This is a genomic window from Limnohabitans sp. TEGF002 (assembly GCF_055395845.1).
In genome coordinates, this window is sequence record NZ_AP029224.1 from 2566637 (window position 1) to 2586102 (window position 19466).

Annotated in this window: 17 protein-coding genes; 3 read left to right on the forward strand and 14 right to left on the reverse strand. The window is 60.0% G+C overall.

Going from position 1 to position 19466, the window contains the following annotated elements:
• The first annotated feature begins 414 nt into the window (after positions 1–414).
• Positions 415–1392, forward strand: a complete 978-nt coding sequence (locus ACZ5SR_RS12775; RefSeq protein WP_464449034.1) for a GMP reductase — start codon at positions 415–417, stop codon at positions 1390–1392.
• A 62-nt stretch (positions 1393–1454) separates the two neighbouring features.
• On the opposite strand, the gene ACZ5SR_RS12780 is transcribed toward ACZ5SR_RS12775, so the two are convergent.
• Positions 1455–2186: a sulfite exporter TauE/SafE family protein gene (locus tag ACZ5SR_RS12780; RefSeq protein WP_464449035.1), complete on the reverse strand. Its 732-nt coding sequence runs from the start codon at positions 2184–2186 to the stop codon at positions 1455–1457.
• A gap of 18 nt (positions 2187–2204) precedes the next feature.
• Positions 2205–3110 carry a LysR family transcriptional regulator gene (locus tag ACZ5SR_RS12785; protein ID WP_464449036.1) on the reverse strand — a complete coding sequence of 302 codons (906 nt, stop codon included), beginning with the start codon at positions 3108–3110 and terminating at the stop codon, positions 2205–2207.
• Positions 3111–3229: 119 nt separating this feature from the next.
• Here ACZ5SR_RS12785 and ACZ5SR_RS12790 point away from each other — a divergent pair, with 119 nt between their 5' ends.
• Positions 3230–4207 (forward strand): Bug family tripartite tricarboxylate transporter substrate binding protein, encoded by a 978-nt coding sequence (locus ACZ5SR_RS12790; RefSeq protein WP_464449037.1) that lies wholly within the window; start codon positions 3230–3232, stop codon positions 4205–4207.
• A gap of 16 nt (positions 4208–4223) precedes the next feature.
• Positions 4224–5429 (forward strand): M20 aminoacylase family protein, encoded by a 1206-nt coding sequence (locus ACZ5SR_RS12795; protein WP_464449038.1) that lies wholly within the window; start codon positions 4224–4226, stop codon positions 5427–5429.
• A 66-nt stretch (positions 5430–5495) separates the two neighbouring features.
• Here ACZ5SR_RS12795 and ACZ5SR_RS12800 read toward each other — a convergent pair whose 3' ends face one another.
• From ACZ5SR_RS12800 to ACZ5SR_RS12855, 12 genes are all read right to left on the reverse strand, one after another.
• A complete protein-coding gene (locus tag ACZ5SR_RS12800; protein ID WP_464449039.1) occupies positions 5496–6371 on the reverse strand; it encodes an alpha/beta hydrolase in 876 nt (291 codons plus the stop codon).
• Between the two features lie 12 nt (positions 6372–6383).
• The gene (locus ACZ5SR_RS12805) at positions 6384–8564 is read right to left on the reverse strand and encodes a TonB-dependent receptor plug domain-containing protein (RefSeq protein ID WP_464449040.1); all 2181 of its coding nucleotides are present in this window, start codon (positions 8562–8564) and stop codon (positions 6384–6386) included.
• Between the two features lie 163 nt (positions 8565–8727).
• Positions 8728–10179, reverse strand: coding sequence for a DEAD/DEAH box helicase (locus ACZ5SR_RS12810; protein WP_464449041.1), 1452 nt, complete (start codon positions 10177–10179; stop codon positions 8728–8730).
• A 54-nt stretch (positions 10180–10233) separates the two neighbouring features.
• Positions 10234–10803 (reverse strand): dCTP deaminase, encoded by a 570-nt coding sequence (gene dcd, locus ACZ5SR_RS12815; protein WP_464449042.1) that lies wholly within the window; start codon positions 10801–10803, stop codon positions 10234–10236.
• A gap of 97 nt (positions 10804–10900) precedes the next feature.
• Entirely contained in the window at positions 10901–11986 is a 1086-nt protein-coding gene (locus tag ACZ5SR_RS12820) for a BMP family ABC transporter substrate-binding protein (protein WP_464449043.1), read from the reverse strand.
• Between the two features lie 93 nt (positions 11987–12079).
• Positions 12080–13126, reverse strand: a complete 1047-nt coding sequence (locus ACZ5SR_RS12825; protein ID WP_464449044.1) for an adenosine deaminase — start codon at positions 13124–13126, stop codon at positions 12080–12082.
• 2 nt (positions 13127–13128) lie between these two features.
• Entirely contained in the window at positions 13129–13353 is a 225-nt protein-coding gene (locus tag ACZ5SR_RS12830) for a hypothetical protein (protein ID WP_464449045.1), read from the reverse strand.
• Between the two features lie 25 nt (positions 13354–13378).
• On the reverse strand, positions 13379–14605 hold the full coding sequence (locus ACZ5SR_RS12835; protein ID WP_464449046.1) for a benzoate/H(+) symporter BenE family transporter: 1227 nt from the start codon (positions 14603–14605) through the stop codon (positions 13379–13381).
• A gap of 106 nt (positions 14606–14711) precedes the next feature.
• Positions 14712–15848 (reverse strand): BMP family ABC transporter substrate-binding protein, encoded by a 1137-nt coding sequence (locus ACZ5SR_RS12840; protein WP_464449047.1) that lies wholly within the window; start codon positions 15846–15848, stop codon positions 14712–14714.
• Positions 15849–15892: 44 nt separating this feature from the next.
• Complete coding sequence (locus ACZ5SR_RS12845; protein ID WP_464449048.1) at positions 15893–16813, reverse strand: ABC transporter permease; 921 nt, start codon at positions 16811–16813, stop codon at positions 15893–15895.
• Positions 16813–17886 carry an ABC transporter permease gene (locus tag ACZ5SR_RS12850; RefSeq protein WP_464449049.1) on the reverse strand — a complete coding sequence of 358 codons (1074 nt, stop codon included), beginning with the start codon at positions 17884–17886 and terminating at the stop codon, positions 16813–16815. Before ACZ5SR_RS12850 ends, ACZ5SR_RS12845 begins: the two co-directional genes overlap by 1 nt.
• On the reverse strand, positions 17873–19423 hold the full coding sequence (locus tag ACZ5SR_RS12855) for an ABC transporter ATP-binding protein (RefSeq protein WP_464449050.1): 1551 nt from the start codon (positions 19421–19423) through the stop codon (positions 17873–17875). Before ACZ5SR_RS12855 ends, ACZ5SR_RS12850 begins: the two co-directional genes overlap by 14 nt.
• Between the last annotated feature and the right edge of the window lie 43 nt (positions 19424–19466).

Genomic DNA, 19466 nt, shown 5'->3' on the forward strand with positions numbered 1-19466 from the left:
TGAAGCTAAAACTGTACACACGCTTAGCGCGGAAAGGCCTGTCGTGTCACTTATCCACTCTTTGGTATCAAAAATCAGCCGAATCCCTCAGGATCTGGCTTGTTTTTTCTATATGCCATCGGCCACGGGTTCTTTCGAACACGGCCATCCGAACTTGGGACCCACGGCCTCGTCGTCTGTTTCACACAACAATTGGCCAGAGGCCGCTCGCAAGCCACTTCCCATGATCAAGATTGCGCCTCGCATCAAACATTGAAGGCAGTGCCACTGAATTGACGCAAACTGTCAGCCGATTCCAGTAGAATCAGACACCGGGCCCAAGATTCTTGCGCCCGGTTTTTTTGTCAAAAAACCGGCCAGGCCAAGCGCTCACTCGTTCTTTCAACGAATCCTTTTTTGGAGCTTGGTTTTCTCATGGAAATTTTTGATTACGACAACATCCTGTTGCTGCCACGCAAGTGCCGCGTGGAGAGCCGTTCTGAGTGCGACGCGAGCGTCGAACTGGGTGGCCGCAAGTTCCGCCTGCCGGTGGTGCCTGCCAACATGAAAACGGTGGTGGACGAGTCCATCTGCCTGTGGATGGCACAAAACGACTACTTTTATGTGATGCACCGCTTTGACCTGGACAACGTCCAGTTCGTGCGCGACATGCATGGCAAGGGCGTTTACGCCTCGATCTCGTTGGGCGTCAAAGCCCCCGATCGCGCCACGGTGGACCAGCTGGCCGCCGAAAACCTGGTGCCCGAGTACATCACCATCGACATCGCCCACGGCCATGCCGACAGCGTGCGCGACATGATCGGCTACATCAAGGCCAAACTGCCCAAGAGCTTTGTGATCGCAGGCAACGTGGCCACGCCCGAAGCCGTGATCGATCTGGAAAACTGGGGCGCAGATGCCACCAAAGTGGGCGTGGGCCCCGGCAAGGTCTGCATCACCAAGCTCAAGACCGGTTTTGGCACCGGCGGCTGGCAGTTGTCGGCGCTCAAGTGGTGCGCTCGTGTGGCCACCAAGCCCATCATTGCCGACGGCGGCATCCGCAGCCACGGCGACATCGCCAAGAGCATCCGCTTTGGCGCGAGCATGGTCATGATCGGCTCACTCTTTGCGGGTCACGAAGAGTCCCCCGGCAAGACCGTAGAGGTCGATGGCGAGATGTTCAAGGAATACTACGGCTCAGCGTCTGACTTCAACAAGGGCGAGTACAAGCACGTCGAAGGCAAGCGCATTCTGGAGCCGATCAAGGGCAAGCTGGCCAACACGTTGATTGAGATGGAGCAGGACGTGCAAAGCTCGATCAGCTATGCCGGTGGCACCAAGCTGATGGACATCCGCAAGGTGAACTACGTCACGCTGGGCGGCGATAACGCCGGTGAGCATTTGTTGATGTAAACCCATCGCTGCATTCACAGCAAGGGGAGCCATGGGCTCCCCTTTTTTTGACTTCAGAATCCTCAGCGCAAGGCCCCCAGCGCCAGCATCACACCACTGACCACCAGCAAGCCGCAGATGATCTGACGCAAACGCGCCACCGGTACCCGGTGCGCTAAGCGGTGGCCCAGCCACACGCCCGCCAGCGCCACACCGATCAGCACCATCCAACGCTGCCAGATCCAGCTGCTGGTCAAGCGCCCTTCCCAGGTCATGCCCACCAGCACAGTGGCCGCAGCCACCGCAATGACCAAGGGCGTGGTGGCCCGCAATAGCTGCACATCCGACAAGCGGCGACTGAGCCAAGCGACCACCAAGGGGCCGGCCGTGCCGAAGATCATTTCGACCAAACCAATGGATGCACCAGCTGGCCAAGCCCAGACGGGTACTGCGGTTGACGATTGGGACCCCTTGGGCCGCAAGGCATTGATCCCTACGCCCGCCACATACACCCCCAACAAAAGCAAGGGCCAGCGGCTGTTCATGTGCTGCACAAGCCACAAGCCCACCAGCGTGCCCAGCACCATGCCCGGCAAGAGGCGGCGCAGCTCGCGCCATTGCACCTGCCGCCAGTTCAGCCCGCTGTGAAAAGCCGAAGCGGGCACATCCATCAACAAAGCGAGTGCCACCACGGCAGGCAAAGGCCATTTCCAGGCCAACAGAGGCACCACCACCAAAGACGAACCAAAGCCCGTGAGGCCCAGCACGGTGTAACCCAACAAAACCACCCCGATGGGGTAAATCCATTCCTGCATCCAGATTCCTTTTTGCTTTCAATCGCTCAGGTTTTTTTGGACGAATTCCCGAAACACCGACATGGCGGGCAACTCGGTGCGCCCTGCCAGGGTGATGAGGCCCAGCCGCGCCTGCCCTTGCAGGGGCGTGCACATGCCCAACTCCACCAAACGGCCTCGGACAATGCCCTCTCGCGCGGCCCCCACGATGCCCAAGTAAATCGCATCGGTCTGCCCGACCACATCGAGCAGACTCGCGATGTCATCGCACTGCAAGGTGGTCATTTGTGCCGGATTGGCTCTCGGGCCATAGTGGTCCACCAACAATCGGGCCACTTCTTGCGACAACTGGATGGAGGCGATGGGGTAGGACAACAAGGCTTCAAATGGCACGCCATCGGGGTGCAGACTCAGGAGCGGGTGCCCCTGACGGCACACAAAACCTGCACGCATCTCCACCACATGCGACATCTTCAAGTCCGGCGCGGCCTCCACCCGCCGCACGTCGACGACCAAGGCGTCGAGTTCCCTCTCGCGCAATTGGGTCAGTTGCAGCTCGGTGGAACCGCGCGACACGGCCACATGCACGGTCGGATGGTTTTCGGCCATGTAGCGCAGCCATGGCGTCATCAGCATCGCACCGGGCCCTGACCCCAGGCCCACCCGCAATGAGCCCAAACCGCCTTGCTGAAGCAATGCAGCGCCTTGTTTGAGTTCCTGGGCCTCTTGCACAATGCGCCGGGCCCGCTCCAAGACAGATCGGCCCAGAGGTGTGAGTTCGTTTTTTTTGCCCACACGGTCCACCAAAGGGCCGCCCAGGTCTTCCTCCAGCGCCTGAATGCTTCGGCTCAGGGCAGACTGGGTGATGTGCAGTTTTTCAGCCGCACGGCTGAAGGAGCCGGTGTCAGCCAGCGCCAGCCAGTGTTCAAGATGCCGGAGGTTCATGCATTCATTTTACGAATGATTATCAGGAAAATAAGTCATTGGACACATTGATTTAGCCTTTTTACGATTTGGCCATGGTCATTTCAACCATTGAAAAACAGCAACCAACAGGAGACATCATGAACATCAGAACCCTTCTCGGCAGCTTGGCCGTGGTCGCCAGCGCTTTCAGCCCCGCCCTGGCCCAGAACTATCCCGCCAAAACCATCAACCTGATCGTGCCCTACCCAGCCGGCGGCCCCTCTGACTTTTTTGCCCGCAAAGTGCAACCCGACGCTGCGGCCAAGTTGGGTCAAACCATGATCATTGAAAACATCGGTGGCGCGGGTGGCGCCATCGGCATGGCCAAGTTGATCAACGCACCTGCAGACGGCTACACCCTGAGTCTGGGCAGCCCCATGGAGTTGGTACTGGCACCCATGGCGATTCAAGGCGTGAAGTACAAATCGGAAGACTTCAAATTGGTCGCGCAATTCACGACCACCAACACGATTTTGGCGGTGCGCAACTCCTTGAACATCAAGACAGTGGAAGAACTGTTGGCATTCGCTCGCAAAAACAAAGATAAACCACTGAGCTACGGCAGCGTCGGGCCCGGCTCGCTGTACCACCTGATTGGTGAAAAATTTTCGCAACTCACCCAAGTGCAAATGTTGCACGTGCCCTACAAAGGCATTGCCCCCCTGCTGACCGACCTGATGGGCGGACAAATCGACATGGCGTTCCTGCCCATGGCCGGCTCCATTCCCCAAACCATCATCGACGGCAAAGTCCAGGGCTTGGCTGTGACATCCAAAACCCCGCATGCCTTGTTCAAACAGTTCCCGGCCATGGCGGCCATGAAGGGTCTGGAAGCCATGGACTTTGACATCTGGTCTGGTGTGCAGGTGCACAAGAACACCCCAGACGCCATCGTCAACACCCTGAACAAAGCCTTCTACGCAGCCGCTGAAGTGCCAGAAACGCGCAAAGCGCTGGAAGGCAGCGGCAACGTGGTCTTGCCTGCGCGCACCCCTGCCGAACTGGCGCGTGTGTACCAAGGTGAGATCGAGCGTTACCGCGCCATCGCCAAATCGATTAATCTGCAAGCCCAGTAATCGAAAAGGTACGTCCATGAATGCCCCAGCAGACGCTTTTTTGCACGACAAACTGCAAGTCCTGCACGCTCAAGCCGATGAATTCATTGCGCTGCGCCGCGACATCCACAAGCACCCGGAGATGGGCTACAAGGAATACCGCACCAGCGACTTGGTGGCCGAGCAACTGAGCGCCTGGGGTTATCAGGTAACCCGGGGGCTGGGAGGCACAGGTCTGGTCGGTCAACTCAAAAAGGGCTCGGGCACCAAAAGCATCGGCATCCGCGCCGACATGGACGCCCTGCCGATTGACGAGGCCACAGGCTTGCCCTATGCCAGCTGCAATGTGGGCATCATGCACGCCTGCGGCCATGACGGGCACACGGCCATGCTGCTGGCAGCGGCCAAACACATCGCTCAAAAAGGTGTTTTCTCAGGAACCGTGAACCTGATTTTTCAGCCCGCCGAAGAAGGCTTGGGGGGCGCCAAGAAAATGATGGAGGACGGCCTGTTCCAAAAGTTCCCGTGCAACGCGATCTTTGCCATGCACAACATGCCAGGTCAACCGCAAGGTCACCTGGTCTTGCGTGACGGCTCAGCCATGGCGTCTTCTGACAACGTGACCATTACCTTGCACGGCAAAGGCGGCCACGGCGCCATGCCACATGTGGCCGTTGACCCGGTGGTGGCGGGCTCGGCCATCGTCATGGGCTTGCAAAGCATCGTGGCTCGCAATGTGGACCCGCAGCAAATGGCCATCATCACCGTGGGCGCGTTCAATGCGGGCGTGGCCAACAACGTGATTCCGCAGACCGCCACGCTGCGCTTGAGCGTTCGCTCACTCGACCGCGATGTGCGCATCTTGCTCGAAAAACGCATCACCGAACTGGTCCATGCGCAAGCCCAAAGCTACGGCGTCACGGCCGAGATCGACTACCAACGCGGCTACCCCGTGCTGGTGAACCATCTGGCAGAAACCGACTTCGCCCGCGATGTGGCCGAAGAGCTGGTGGGGGCGGACAAAGTGGTGCGCCAAGGCCGCGCTCTGAACGGCAGCGAAGACTTTGCCTTCATGCTCGAAGAGGTGCCCGGCTGCTATTTGCTCATCGGCAATGGTGATGGCTCGGGAGATGGCCATGGCGCTTGCATGGTGCACAACCCGGGCTACGACTTCAACGACCAGAACGTGGCCGTGGGCTCGGCCTATTGGTCACTGCTGGTGGAGCGCTTCTTGCCTGCCTGAACCATCTCACCTCTCAACCAAAAAGGGCAAGCCTGTTGGCTTGCCCTTTTTTATTTCAGTCGCGTATCAGGCCGGTTTTTGCTCGATCAACGTTTTGGCCAAATCATTCAAACGGCTGCCGACGCGGGTCAAATCCGTCACCACACTGAAGTGGTTCAAACCCGGCAGGTCTTCGCACACGGGCACAGTTTTAGGCCCCCAAGCTTGGTGAATCAAGCGGTTGTGTCGCAAAAACTCGGGGCTCTCATCACCCCCCACCACCGTGTACAGCACCCCTTTGGAGGGTCGCTGCCACTTGGCAGGGCTGGCCATGCGCACATGGGCGGGTGTGATGCGCAAATCGGCTTGCACAAAAGGCGTCTTGCGCACAGGCTCCAGATCGAACAGGCCTGAGATCGACATGGTTTTGCGCACCAGACCCGCAGGCAAATCGCGCCCCAGTTTCTTCCAGTCGCAAGCGAGCAACATGGCGGCCAAGTGACCGCCTGCCGAATGACCGATGGCGGTGATGTTGCTACGGTCACCGCCATGCGCGGCAATGTGACGCCAGACCCATGCCGTAGCACGGGCCATTTGCAAGGCGATGTCGGGCACCGTGATGGGCTGCGCCTCGGTGCCGGGACACAGCGCGTAATTGACCACCACCACGCAAGCGCCCATGTCGCGCAAAGCCGGCGCCACAAACGAATGGTCTGCTTTGTCCAGGCTGCGCCAGTAACCGCCGTGGATGAAGATCACCACCGGTGCATTGGCCTTGGCTGCCGGGAAAATGTCGAGTGTTTCGTTGGGGCCGTCACCATAGGGCACATCCAGATGGGGCTTGAGCGCGTCACGGGCTTGAGCAGAAGCGTTTTTCCAGTGCGCGAAGTGGTCCGCAAAGTCGGGCACCAAGGCCCGGTTGTTGTACATGCGGTCGTGCCAGGCGGCGTCTTTGATGGGCATGGGTGTCTCCTTTTAAATTTTCATTTCCAGACGAAGCTGGATGTTGCGCCAATTGCGGTCGGTGGTGCGGGCTGTCTCCTGTTGCGTACCCGTATTGAACGTGGTGGCGGTCTCATAGTCGCGCGGCAACAAGTTACTGACGGTCAAACGCAAGGCGGTTGCAGAAGAAAAACGCCACTGGCCGTACACATCCACCACGCGTTTGATGCCTTGGTAGGACATTTGCTCCTGGCTGCGCCGCGTCTCGTAATCCGGGTTCCAGTTGACATTGCCCCCCACAGTCAGCGGCATGCCGCGAAGCCGGTAATCGGCACCTAAGTTGGCGGTCATGCTGGGCTGTTGGTCCAGCCGGTTGTCGGGGCCGGGCACATCCTTGACCTTGGATCGGAAAAAACTGAGGTTGCTGCGGATGTCCACAGGCCAAGCCGCCGCCCAGGCTTGGTTCAGGCGGAACTTGGCTTCCAGCTCGATGCCTTGGGTCACAGCGTCGCCTACGTTTTGGGGGCTGGACACCCAACGCTGTTGACTTGACCAAGGCACGGCCTGCAAACGGGTTTGGTAACGGATCAGATCACTGATGTTGCGGCGGAACACATTGGCACCGAGCACACCGCCGCCTTCGAGGTGGCGTTCGAATCCCAAGTCAATGCCGGTTGCCAGCTCGGGCCTCAGATCAGGATTGCCAATGCGGTCTGGCTGAGTCGGCACATTGTTGACCGCGATCGGGTAATCCCGCGCGTAACGCAGGGGTGCCACCAAGTTGTAGAGCGTGGGCGTCCTGTAGCTTCGCGTGAGGCTCATGCGCACTTGGTCTCGTTTGGCCGGATCGGGCTTCCACAAAGCATGGAGCAAAGGCGTCCACACTTGGCTCTTGTTGCGCTTGACTTCATCACTCACCTGCCCCTCTGTGAGGATGCTTTCGTAACGCACACCTGCATAAGCAGACCAATTCAGATTGATCTTGAATTCATCTTGGGTGTAGACCGCCCATCGGGCCGTGCGGGCCGTCAGGTTGCCGCTTTCGTCGCCCGCGCCTGCGCTGGCCTCTTCGACGCGGCGCACACCTTCATGCTCCAAGCCAGAGACCAGCTGGTGGCCGTTGTCCAGCACCCGGGTCCATTTGCCATTCAGGCTGGTGGTGCGATCGGTGAAGCGTTGCTCATCCAAGGCATTGGACAAAAGCCCTGTGCTGGTGGTGACGCTCTGGGTGATATGTTGGTTGTACTTGGCTTGGCCCAGACCAAAACGCACCTCAAGGCGGTCATCGGCCGACAAGCGCTGATTCCACTGACCGTTCAAACGAGCGGCAGCATAGCGACTCTTGTTGTCTGTCAAAGCAGCGTCAGTGATGCTGGTCGATGTCACAGGGCGAGCATCGATGCGGCCTTGGGCAGCGTATTCGGAGTAAATCAAAAAAGGCGTCAAAGTCAGGGTTTTGCCCTGCTCACCTTTCCACTGCAGACGGGTGTTGGCGTGAACGCCTTTGCGCCGCCCCGAGGACTCGGACTTGCGCACCTGGTCAACACGGTAATCCGAATCGATCTCGGTCACGCTTTCGTCGGCGCGCTGGTTGTCCATGGCCGACAGGGTGAAGGTGCCGCTCAAGGGCGTGGTATTCAGGTTATGCACCCAGTTCACCATGGTGGTGCCCTCGCCATGCTCTTGGCTGCGGGTGATTTTCAAATCGTCTGGTGTGGCTTTTCGGCCTTCGCGCAGCACGATGTTGATCGTGCCTGCAATCGCGCGCGCGCCGGTTTCGGCGGTCGGTGCTCGCAAAATTTCAATGCGTTCCACTTGCTCGGGGGTCAAGGAGTCGACCGAAAAACCGGGCGGCATGCGCTCGCCATCCAGCAAAATTTGGGTGTAACCACCGCCCAAGCCGCGCATGCGGATGGCCCCGCCCCGGCCGGGAGCGCCCTGCACCGTCACACCCGGCAAGCGCTTGAGCACATCACCCAGGGTGGCATCGCCTTGTTTCTCGATCTCTTCGCGGCCAATCACGATTTTGGAGGCGGTGGACTCTTGCCGCGCCTCGGTGTCGCTGTTGCGGGTGCCGCGAATCTCAACTTGGCCAAGATCGGTTGAGACAGGTGCCGCAGAGGGGGCCTGGGCGATGGCAAAGCCCGGCGCGGACAACAAAACCACTGCCGATGCCACAAAACCACGCGACACATCGGGCCAGAGCCCGTTCAAAGGCTGGGAAACGAGAGGAAACGGAGGAAGGAAAAAGTTAGAGCGCATGGGGGCATTTTGACAGCCTCAAATGACGCCCGTTGGTTGCCCCGGCAAAGACCGGGACTCCAGCCTGATCAATTCCGCAGATGCTTGCCCAGCGGACAAGCCCATGGGCAGGTGATTACTCGCCGGATTTGAACAAAGCCGCCACTTTGCGTTTGGGCTTGATGTTGGCCGAAATCGACGAACGGACCGTTTTGGGGCCACTGGGCTCCCAACTCGGTGCCGCGTCAGTGGCCGCTGGCTCATAAGGCTTTTGGAAAAACGGATCGCGGTTGATCGGCGCTGGGCGGAAACCGCCGCGTCGCTCATTCGGCGCATCCAACGCGTCTCGGGGGTCGTGCTCCCGGCGGCGGCCTTCAGAAGCGCGAGCACGCGGACGGTCTTCGGCGCGTTCACCCCACTTTTCAGGGGGCGGGCCTGCGGGGCGCGTATCCAGCTGCAGGGTTTCCACTTCCAGCTTTTTCTTGATCAGCTTTTCAATGTCACCCACCAAACGTGCATCTGAAGGGCTGACCAGCGTCACCGCCAGACCAGAGGCTCCGGCGCGGCCCGTGCGACCAATGCGGTGCACATAGTCTTCGGCGTTGAAAGGCACATCGAAGTTGAACACCGCAGGGACATCCTTGATGTCCAGGCCGCGAGCGGCCACATCCGTACACACCAGCAAATCAACTTCACCCTTCTTGAAAGCTTCCAATGCCTTCAAGCGTTCGTCCTGGCTCTTGTCGCCGTGCAAGGCGGCGGTTCGCAAGCCTTCACGCTCGAGCGAACGTGCCAAACGGCCGCAGCCAAGTTTGCTGTTCACAAAGATGAACGCCTGCTTGATGCCACGGTCGTCCAAGACCTTGCGGATCACGCGGCGCTTGTCGTCGTCTTGGGCGGCGTAAAAACGCTGCTCCACTGTAGACGCCGTCTCGTTGGGGCGGGCCACTTCGATGGTGATGGGGTTTTGCAGGTAGCTGCCCGCCAGGCGCTTGATCTCGGGCGAGAAGGTGGCCGAGAAGAGCAGTGTGGTGCGCTGCTTGGGCAAGAAACTCAAGATGCGCTGCAAATCGGGCAAAAAGCCGATGTCGAGCATGCGGTCGGCTTCGTCGAGCACCACATATTCAACCTGATTGAGCACCGCGTTTTTGGCTTCGATGTGATCGAGCAGACGGCCCGGTGTAGCCACCAGGACTTCGACACCCTTTTTGAGCTCCAGCGTCTGGGGCTTCATGTCCATGCCGCCAAACACCACTGCGCTGCGCAGCTGGGTGTACTTGGCGTACATCTTGATTTGTTGGGCGACCTGGTCGGCCAGCTCACGCGTGGGCAAGAGCACCAAAGCGCGCACGGGGTGGCGGGCAGGCGATGTGGAAGGGTTTTCGTGTTTGAGCAGGCGCTGCAGCAAAGGCAGCGAGAAAGCAGCCGTCTTGCCTGTGCCCGTCTGGGCTGCGCCCATCACGTCCTGGCCCGTCAACACCACCGGAATGGCTTGGGCCTGGATAGGGGTCATGGATTCGTAGCCCATTTCGGCTACGGCTCGTGCCAGCGTAGGCGCCAGCGATAAATTGGAAAAAGAGTCGGTCATTAACCCGCTATTGTCGCATTTTGGGCTGACAGGCCAAAAACCGGAGGTTGAACCTCAGGTTTTGGGCAACGTCACGCCCACTTGGCCTTGGTATTTGCCGCCGCGATCTTTGTAACTGGTTTCGCACACTTCGTCGCTTTCCAAGAACAACACTTGGGCACAGCCCTCACCCGCATAAATCTTGGCGGGCAGCGGCGTGGTGTTGCTGAACTCCAGCGTGACATAGCCTTCCCACTCGGGCTCGAAGGGCGTCACGTTCACGATGATGCCGCAGCGGGCGTAGGTGCTTTTGCCCAAGCAAATGGTCAGCACATTGCGCGGAATGCGGAAATATTCCACGGTGCGGGCCAGTGCAAAGCTGTTGGGCGGGATGATGCAAACATCGCCTTCGATGTCCACAAAGCTGCGTTCGTCGAAGTTCTTCGGGTCCACCACCGTGCTGTAGATGTTGGTGAACACCTTGAACTCAGGGGCGCAACGGATGTCGTAGCCATAACTGCTGGTGCCGTAGCTCACAATTTTTTGGCCAGCCGCGTTTTGGCGGATCTGGCCAGGCTCGAACGGCGCGATCATGCCGTGCTGCTCGGCCATGCGTCGGATCCATTTGTCGCTCTTGATGCTCATGGTGTGCCTTTATGTCAATTCTGCTTATTTTAGGGTCTCCGCCAGCCACTGGCTGGAGGTGCTCCAGCAGCACCTGACCGACGCCAAAGCTCTGGGTTCAGCGGCTGATGCGACCCAACACGCCCTGCACCAGGTAGTTCATGTTCAGGATTTGGGCATCGCTCAGAATTTGGCCTGCGGGCAACACCAGCTTGCCTTCGTTGTCGGTGATCGGGCCTGTGAAGGGCTTCAATTGGCCTGAGCCCACTGCTTTTTGTTTGGCCAAAATTTCATCTTGCACCGCCTTGGACACCTTGGGGCCGAAGTCGCCCACGCGGATCATGCCGTCCTTGACGCCACCCCACACACTGCCCGAAGTCCAACTGCCGTTCAGGGCGGCTTTGATGCGGGCCGTGTAGTAATCGCCCCACTGGTGGGTGACCGCGATGATCTGCGCATCTGGGCCCACCTTGCGCATGTCGGAGTGGTAAGCCACAGCCATCTTGCCGCGCTCTTGCGCCGCAGCCATCACCGCGGTGGAGCCGGTGTGGAACGCGATCACATCCACGTCTTGGTTGAAGAGGGCCATGGCCGCTTCGCGCTCTTTGGGTGGGTCAAACCAGGCGTTGAGCCAAACCACTTTGACGGTGGCTTGTGGGTTGACCGAGCGCATGCCCAAGGTGAAGGCGTTGATGCCCTGCAGCACCTCGGGGATCGGGAAACCCGCCACATAACCGGCCACGTTGGACTTCGTCATGCGCCCGGCGGCGATGCCCGCCAGAAAGCGGCCTTCGTAATAACGGGCGTTCGATGCCGCCACGTTGGAGGCCGTTTTGAATCCGGTGACCGACTCGAACTTCACATTCGGAAATTCTTTGGCCACCTTGAGCGTGGGCTCCATGTAACCAAAGCTGGGCGTGAAAATGATCTTGTTGCCTTGTTGGGCCAAGTCGCGGATCACGCGTTCGGCGTCAGCACCCTCGGCCACATCGGCCACAAAAGTGGTCCTGACCTGGTCGCCCAAAGCCTTCTCAACAGCCTTGCGGCCCTCGTCGTGCTGCTTGGTCCAGCCCGCCTCGGTGATGGGCGAGACATAGACAAAACCGGCCTTGATGGGCTCGGTCAATTTGGAAGGCGTTTGGGCCTGAACGGCCGGAAGAAAAAAGCAGGCGGCCACGAGCGTGGCAGCGAGGTTTTTATACATGGTAGTCCTCTACATGGCCCCGGTGATACACAAAACGAAGCCCGCCGGGGCAGCGGGCTTCGGGGTGGGATTCTAGCAAGCGCCCTGCATGCGTCAGTCCTGCTCCGCAAACCCCTGAAAACAAACCTTCAATTCATGCATCCAGCGGTACTTGTCCACCTCAGGCGCAAAGCTCGCCTCAATGCTGTTGGCCGCCAGTTGGTAGGCTTGCTGGGCACTCAGGTGCAGCGCGGCAAAGGTCTGCACATAGTTGTCGTTCAGGTAACCGCCAAAGTAAGCGGGGTCGTCGGAGTTGATGGTGATACACAAGCCTGCGTCCAACATCTGGCCCAGGTTGTGATCGACCAAAGTTTTGAACACGCACAGCTTGAGATTGGACAAGGGACACACGGTGAGTGGCATGTGGGTATCGGCCAGGCGCTTCATTAAAGCTGCGTCGTGAATGGCTTGCACGCCGTGGTCGATGCGCTCGACTTGCAGCACGTCCAGTGCACTCCAGATGTAAGCGGGCGGGCCTTCTTCGCCCGCATGGGCCACAACATGCAGGCCCAGTTCATGGGCACGGGCAAAGGCGCGGGCAAATTTTTCGGGCGGGTGACCCAGCTCGCTGGAGTCCAGTCCCACGCCGATGAAGTGTTCGCGCCAAGGCATGGCTTCTTCCAGCGTGGCCAAAGCGTCTTCTTCAGACAGGTGGCGCAAGAAACACAAGATCAAATCGGCGCTGATGCCCAACTGCGTTTGCGCATCGCGGCAAGCGCGGTGCAGGCCTTCGATGACCGCGCCCATGGCCACGCCGCGTGCGGTGTGGGTTTGCGGGTCAAAAAACAACTCAGCCCGCACCACATGGTCGGCGGCGGCTTTTTCAAAATAAGCCCAAGCCATGTCGTAAAAGTCCTGCTCGTGCAGCAGCACACTGGCACCGGCGTAATACAAGTCCAGAAAACTTTGCAAGTTGGTGAAGGCATAGGCGCTGCGCAAAGCTGCCACATCGGCATAGGGCAGTGGCACGCCGTTGCGCTGGGCCAGTGCAAAGATCAACTCGGGCTCCAAAGAGCCTTCGATGTGGATGTGCAGCTCGGCCTTGGGCATGGCACGCAGCAACTCGGGCAAGCGCGCCTGGGGAACTTGGACTTTGAACATGCTCACTCCTTGTCGAAAAACGTCGCTCGAATCAGGGCTTCGTCCAGTTGCGCCAACGGGGTGTTGTGCCGATCCGTCAAGGGGCCGCCACCGGGAATCAACTGACCCGAGGGTCCATAACCCACGGCCTTGAACTTCCATTGGCCCTGAATCCATTTGAAGTAGCCCACATGCTGGCCAGCAGGGTCGTGCAGGGCGTAAACGCCTTCGTTGACTTTCTCGATCATGCGTCCATCCATCCGTGACTGACCATCAGGGCTTGCGAAAATCGCCCCGTTCCATCCACCACGACACTGCAAACCCGGCCACCAGACCCCAGAATGCCGCGCCGATGTTGAACAAGCCAATGTCGGCCACCGTGACCAACAGGCTGACCAATGCACCGAGTGAAAATTTGCCCGCGCCAAACGAAGCCACAAACGCGCCTTGCAGCACGCGCAGCATGGCCAGCCCGCCCAGCACCATGATGAACTCTTTGGGTGCGGCCAGCATGAGCCCTGTGAAGGTGGGGGCCATCAGGCCAAACAGCAAAGCCAGCACGCCGAACATCAGCGCCCCGGTGTAGTGGCGCGGCTTCTCGCCAGACGAGGTGAGCAAACCATTGGTGGGGCCCGTCAGGCAAGTGCTGACCGCACCGAACACCGCGCTCACCGCTGCACCCAGGCCGCAGGCCACGGCGATGGCGTTCACAGGTGGCTCATGCCCTGCGTTTTTGAGCACCGCCACGCCCTGTCCGTTTTGCACCACCAGCACCGTGATGGCCAAGGGCACCACCAGCTCCAGCATGGCCGCCCACGACCACACGGGCGCCTGAATCACCGGTTGCGCCAAAGTCAATTGGCCCACAGCGCCCGCGTCCAGCCTGCCCGACAGCGCCACCGCCAAAGCCCCCACCAACAAAGCGCCGATGACAGGTGGCAATCGCTTGCCCCAATCGGCTTTGGCCGAGAGCAACAAAAACACGGCCACCATCGGGGCCGCAATCGCCACATCGCTTTGCAAGGCCCGCACGATGTCCAGGCCAAAGCGCAAGAACACCCCGGCCACCATGCCCATGACAATCGGCATGGGCAGCGCCGCCATGACGCGCTTGACCCAGCCGCTCAAGCCCAGCAACAAGACCAAGGCACTGGTCACATAAAAGGCACCGATCACCTCGGGGAAACTCAGGTGTTGCAGAGCAGGCCCCACCAGCACGGTGCCTGGAATCGTCCAGCCAAAAGCCAAGGGCGTGGTGTAGCGCCAGCTCATCAGCAAAGTCACCAAACCATTGACAAGAAACACCCCGAAGACCCAGGACGCCAGCTCTTGCGGCGACAAACCGCCACGTGTACCCACCGACAAGATGATGGCCACCGGGCCCGTGGCGGCAAAGATAAAACCAATCAAGGCATTGGCGGCGTAAGTGCTGCCAAAGTCGGACACGATGTGCCGCCAGCTTCTGCGTTCGGCGGTGGGGGCTTCCAGGTGTTTGAACAAAGCTTGGGCCTTGGTGGTGTGAGCAATAGGCTCAGGGTATCAAAAAAAAGCCGCCCGACTTGCATCGGGCGGCTTCGTTCGATCAGCGCCTGTGGGGCGCAGCTGATCACTTGCCTGGGATCTTGCCTTCCACGCCCTTGACGTAGAACATCACACCGCCCAAGAACTTGTCGTCGGCGACAGCGTCTTTGGCCAGCATTTCTTTACCGGCCTGGTCCACGATTGGACCTTTCCAGATGGAGAAGCTGCCGTCTTTCAGACCGGCTTTGATCTCGGCGATTTTCTTTTGGGTGTCTTCTGGCACGTCAGCGGCGACGTTGACCATATCAATCGCGCCTTCTTTCACGCCCCACCAGGAAGCTTGGTTACCGTTCCACTTGCCTTCCAGGGCTTCACCCACGGCCTTGACGTAGTAAGGACCCCAGTTGATCACGGCCGAACCCAGGTGGGCCTTGGGGCCGTAAGCGGTCATGTCGGAGTCCCAGCCAAAGGCGCGCTTGCCCATTTTCTCGGCGGTCTGCAGCACGGCCGACGAATCGGTGTTTTGCATCAACACGTCCGCGCCGCCGTTGATCAGCGACGTGGCAGCTTCTGTTTCTTTGGGTGGGTTGAACCACTCATTCACCCAAACCACTTTGGTCTTGATCTTGGGATTGACCGACTGCGCGCCCATGGTGAAGCTGTTGATGTTGCGCACCACTTCAGGGATTGGGATGGAAGCGACCACACCCAGGGTGTTGGTCTTGGTCATCTTGCCAGCGATCACACCCGCCATGTAAGCGCCTTCGTAGGTGCGGCTGTCGTAAGTGCGCATGTTCTCGGCGGTTTTGTAGCCGGTGGCGTGTTCGAACTTGACGCCCTTGTTGTCCGCAGCGACTTTGAGCATAGGCTCCATGTAGCCGAAGGTGGTACCAAAAATCAGCTTGTTGCCTTGGGCGGCCATGTCGCGGATCACGCGCTCAGCGTCAGCGCTTTCTGGCACTTTTTCAACGAAGGTGGTGACCACTTTGTCGCCGAAGGCTTTTTCGATTTCTTTGCGGCCGTTGTCGTGCGCAAAGGTCCAGCCACCGTCGCCCACGGGGCCGACATACGCAAACGCGATCTTCAAAGGCTCGGCCTTGGCCGCAGCGGGGGCTTCAGCTTTGGGAGCTTCTTCTTTTTTGCCACAGCCGACCAATGCGGCGGCAGCCACAGCGGTCAGGGCCACCATCTTGACGATGGAGCGCTTGGAGAGGTCTGTCATGTCAGGTCCTTTTGAACAGGGTTACAGGGGTTGAAAAACAGCAATTATGAACCGGGATAAAAGGGCTTGCCCAGTGAGGCTGGCATGTTCACGCGAATCCAAGTCGGGTTGCGCGAGATCAGGGCCAGCACCACGATGGTGGCGATGTAGGGCAGCGCCGTGAGCAACTGGCTGGGCACTTGGACCCCAATGCCCTGCAAATGGAACTGCAGCATCGTGACGCCACCAAACAAGTAAGCCCCAAGCAATACGCGTGCCGGACGCCAGGTGGCAAAGGTGGTCAGCGCCAAGGCGATCCAGCCCTTGCCAGCCACCATGCCTTCGACCCACAGCGGGGTGTAGATCACCGAGATGTAGGCACCGGCCAAACCACACAGTGCCCCCCCAGCCACCACTGCCGCCAAGCGGATGCGGCGCACCGGGTAGCCCAAAGCATGGGCCGATGCAGGCGATTCACCCACGGCGCGCAGCACCAAACCGGTGCGGCTTTTGTACAAGAACCAAATCAGGGCCAACACCAGCAGCATGGCACCGTACACCAGCGGGTGCTGCTTGAACAAAGCAGGCCCCACCAGCGGGATGTCGGCGAGACCCGGAATGGCAAATTGAGGCCGATCGGGCAACTTTTCTTTCACATAGCCAATGCCGACAAAGGCCGAAAACCCCACACCAAACAGACTCAGCGCCAGGCCGGTGGCGTACTGGTTGGTATTGAGCCAAATCACCAGCACCCCAAAAATGGCCGCCAGCACCGCGCCCGCACCCATGCCCGCGGCAAACCCGAGCCAGTCGTTGCCGGTGTGCACCACGGCCGCAAAACCCGCGATGGCGGCGCACAGCATCAGGCCCTCGGCGCCCAGGTTCACCACCCCGGCTTTTTCATTGATCAGCAAACCCAAAGCGGCGATGGCCAGCACCGTCCCCGCATTCAGGGTGGCTGCGATCAGCAATGCATACGACTCCATCACACGCCCCCTTTCTTGGCAGCCACCCAACGCAAGCGGTAGGCCACCAGCGTGTCACACGCCAACAAACAAAACAGCAGCAAACCCTGGAACACGCCGGTGATCGACTTGGGCAGCCCCAGGCGAGACTGCGCCAGCTCGCCGCCGATGTAGAACATGCTCATCAGCACCGCCGACAGCACCATGCCCGCCGGGTGCAAACGCCCCACAAAGGCCACGATGATCGCAGCGAATCCATAACTCGCAGGCACATAGGGCGTGAGTTGCCCAATCGGCCCCGCCACCTCCAAAGCACCCGCCAGACCCGCCGCACCGCCCGACGTGAGCAGCGCCACCCACAGCGCCTTGCGTGAAGAGAAACCGGCATAACGCGCTGCCGCCGGGGCCAGCCCGCCCACCTGCTGGGCAAAACCGGCGCGGGTGCGGAACAAAAACACCCACAACAAGCCCGCCCCCACCAGCGCCAGCAACAAGCCCACGCTGACGCGGGAGCCGTCCATCAAACGCGGAATCTGCGTGACCGCCTCAAAGGTTTTGGACTGTGGAAAGTTAAAACCTGCTGGGTCTTTCCAAGGGCCATAGACCAAATAGCTCAGCACCATGTCGGCCACGTACACCAGCATCAGGCTGACCAAAATTTCGTTGGCATTGAAACGGTCGCGCAGCAGCGCCGTAAGGCCTGCCCACAACATGCCGCCCAACACGCCCGCCAGCAACACCGCCAGCACGATCCAGCGGCCCGTGTCTTTGTCCGCCAGCAGCGCCATGCCACCGGCGCACACCGCGCCAATGACAAACTGCCCCTCGGCGCCGATGTTCCACACGTTGGACCGGAAGCACACCGACAAACCCAGCGCGATGATCAGCAAAGGCGTGGCCTTGACCATCAACTCGCCCAGGGCATAGCTGGTTTTGACCGGCTCCCAAAAGAACATTTGCAGCCCGCGCACTGGGTCTTTGCCCAGTGCCATGAACAGCGCCACACCCAGCAGCACTGTGAGCACCAGCGCCAGCAGGGGCGAGGCATAGGTCCACAGGCGCGAAGCCTGGGGCCGCATTTCAAGCTTGAGCATGCTGCGCCTCCTGTGCTTTATCAGAGGCTTCGTGCCACAAACCACTCATCCACTCGCCAATGCGTTCCACCGTGGCCTCGGCCCGCGCCACAGAAGGTGACAAACGGCCCTTGGCGATCACATGCATGCGGTCAGACAGTTCAAACAATTCTTCCAACTCCTCACTCACCACCAGCACCGCGCAACCCGCGTCACGCAGCGCCAAAATTTCGGCGCGAATCTGCGCCGCTGCGCCCACGTCCACGCCCCAAGTGGGTTGCGAGACGATGAGCAACTTCGGGGTCGCACTGATCTCGCGCCCCACAATGAACTTTTGCAAATTGCCGCCTGAGAGCGACTGCGCTGCGGCATCTGGCCCCGAGGCCTTGACCTTGAAGCGGTCAATGACGCTGCGGGCCTGATCGGCCAGCGCGCCCATGCGCACCCAACCGCCCGCACCCACGGCCTCGCTGCGCGTGAGCAGCAGGTTTTGCGACAGGCTGAGCGAAGGCACAGCGCCTCGCCCCAGCCGCTCTTCGGGCACAAAGTGCAGACCCATCTGCCTGCGCGGTACCGGCCCCAGGGCCGCCACCGGCTGGTCCGACAAGCTCACACTGGCTGCGCCGCACTGCGTGCCTGCACGGGTGTCTTCACCCGACAAGGCCCACATCAATTCTTTTTGGCCATTGCCCGATACGCCCGCCAGGCCCAACACCTCGCCTGCACGCACCTGCAAATTTATGTCGTCCAGATCCACCCCAAACGGATCTTGGCGCGTGAGGGTCAAGCCCTTGACCGCCAACACCACCTCACCCGGCTCGCGCGCCACATGCTGCAATGCTGGTGGCTCGGCCCCAATCATCAAGCGGCTGAGACTGGCGTTGGACTCTTCACGCGGATCACACACGCCCGTCAGCTTGCCGCCGCGCAGCACGGTGCAGGCGCTGCACAGCGCACGGATTTCGTGCAGCTTGTGCGAAATGTACAAAATGCTCACGCCCTGACTGACCAGCTTGTGCAGCACCACAAACAATTTTTCGACCGCCTGCGGCGTCAGCACCGAAGTCGGCTCGTCCAGAATCAAAAGCTTGGGTTCGGTCAACAAGGCACGGATGATCTCCACCCGCTGCATCTCGCCCACGCTCAGGGTGTGCACCGGGCGCTCGGGCTCCAGGTCCAGGCCGTACTCACTGGCCTTGGACACGATGCGCTCGGTCACTTCGGCCAGGCTCAGCGACTTGTCCAGACCCAACCACACGTTCTCCGCCACGGTCAGCGTGTCAAACAAGCTGAAGTGCTGAAACACCATGCTGATACCCAGCTTGCGGGCTTCTTGCGGGTTGCGGATGTTGACCGGCTGGCCGTTGAACATCACCCGGCCCTCGTCGGGCTTGACCGAGCCGTAGATGATTTTCATCAGCGTAGACTTGCCCGCGCCGTTTTCACCCAGCACGGCATGGGCTTGGCCAGGCATCACGGTGAGCGACACGTCCTGGTTGGCCACCACGCCGGGGTAGCGTTTGGTGATGCCCTGTAAAGACAAAAGGGGGGTGGTCATGTCGGGTGCGATAGAGGGGTCTGATAAGTCTCTTGCAAAGTCC

What these genes read in the sequence shown, in the direction of transcription:
- ACZ5SR_RS12775 (WP_464449034.1), top strand. Translation starts at nt 415, where the DNA reads ATGGAAATTTTTGATTACGACAACATCCTGTTGCTGCCACGCAAGTGC.
- ACZ5SR_RS12780 (WP_464449035.1), bottom strand. Translation starts at nt 2,186, where the DNA reads ATGCAGGAATGGATTTACCCCATCGGGGTGGTTTTGTTGGGTTACACC.
- ACZ5SR_RS12785 (WP_464449036.1), bottom strand. Translation starts at nt 3,110, where the DNA reads ATGAACCTCCGGCATCTTGAACACTGGCTGGCGCTGGCTGACACCGGC.
- ACZ5SR_RS12790 (WP_464449037.1), top strand. Translation starts at nt 3,230, where the DNA reads ATGAACATCAGAACCCTTCTCGGCAGCTTGGCCGTGGTCGCCAGCGCT.
- ACZ5SR_RS12795 (WP_464449038.1), top strand. Translation starts at nt 4,224, where the DNA reads ATGAATGCCCCAGCAGACGCTTTTTTGCACGACAAACTGCAAGTCCTG.
- ACZ5SR_RS12800 (WP_464449039.1), bottom strand. Translation starts at nt 6,371, where the DNA reads ATGCCCATCAAAGACGCCGCCTGGCACGACCGCATGTACAACAACCGG.
- ACZ5SR_RS12810 (WP_464449041.1), bottom strand. Translation starts at nt 10,179, where the DNA reads ATGACCGACTCTTTTTCCAATTTATCGCTGGCGCCTACGCTGGCACGA.
- dcd (WP_464449042.1), bottom strand. Translation starts at nt 10,803, where the DNA reads ATGAGCATCAAGAGCGACAAATGGATCCGACGCATGGCCGAGCAGCAC.
- ACZ5SR_RS12820 (WP_464449043.1), bottom strand. Translation starts at nt 11,986, where the DNA reads ATGTATAAAAACCTCGCTGCCACGCTCGTGGCCGCCTGCTTTTTTCTT.
- ACZ5SR_RS12825 (WP_464449044.1), bottom strand. Translation starts at nt 13,126, where the DNA reads ATGTTCAAAGTCCAAGTTCCCCAGGCGCGCTTGCCCGAGTTGCTGCGT.
- ACZ5SR_RS12830 (WP_464449045.1), bottom strand. Translation starts at nt 13,353, where the DNA reads ATGATCGAGAAAGTCAACGAAGGCGTTTACGCCCTGCACGACCCTGCT.
- ACZ5SR_RS12840 (WP_464449047.1), bottom strand. Translation starts at nt 15,848, where the DNA reads ATGACAGACCTCTCCAAGCGCTCCATCGTCAAGATGGTGGCCCTGACC.
- ACZ5SR_RS12845 (WP_464449048.1), bottom strand. Translation starts at nt 16,813, where the DNA reads ATGGAGTCGTATGCATTGCTGATCGCAGCCACCCTGAATGCGGGGACG.
- ACZ5SR_RS12850 (WP_464449049.1), bottom strand. Translation starts at nt 17,886, where the DNA reads ATGCTCAAGCTTGAAATGCGGCCCCAGGCTTCGCGCCTGTGGACCTAT.
- ACZ5SR_RS12855 (WP_464449050.1), bottom strand. Translation starts at nt 19,423, where the DNA reads ATGACCACCCCCCTTTTGTCTTTACAGGGCATCACCAAACGCTACCCC.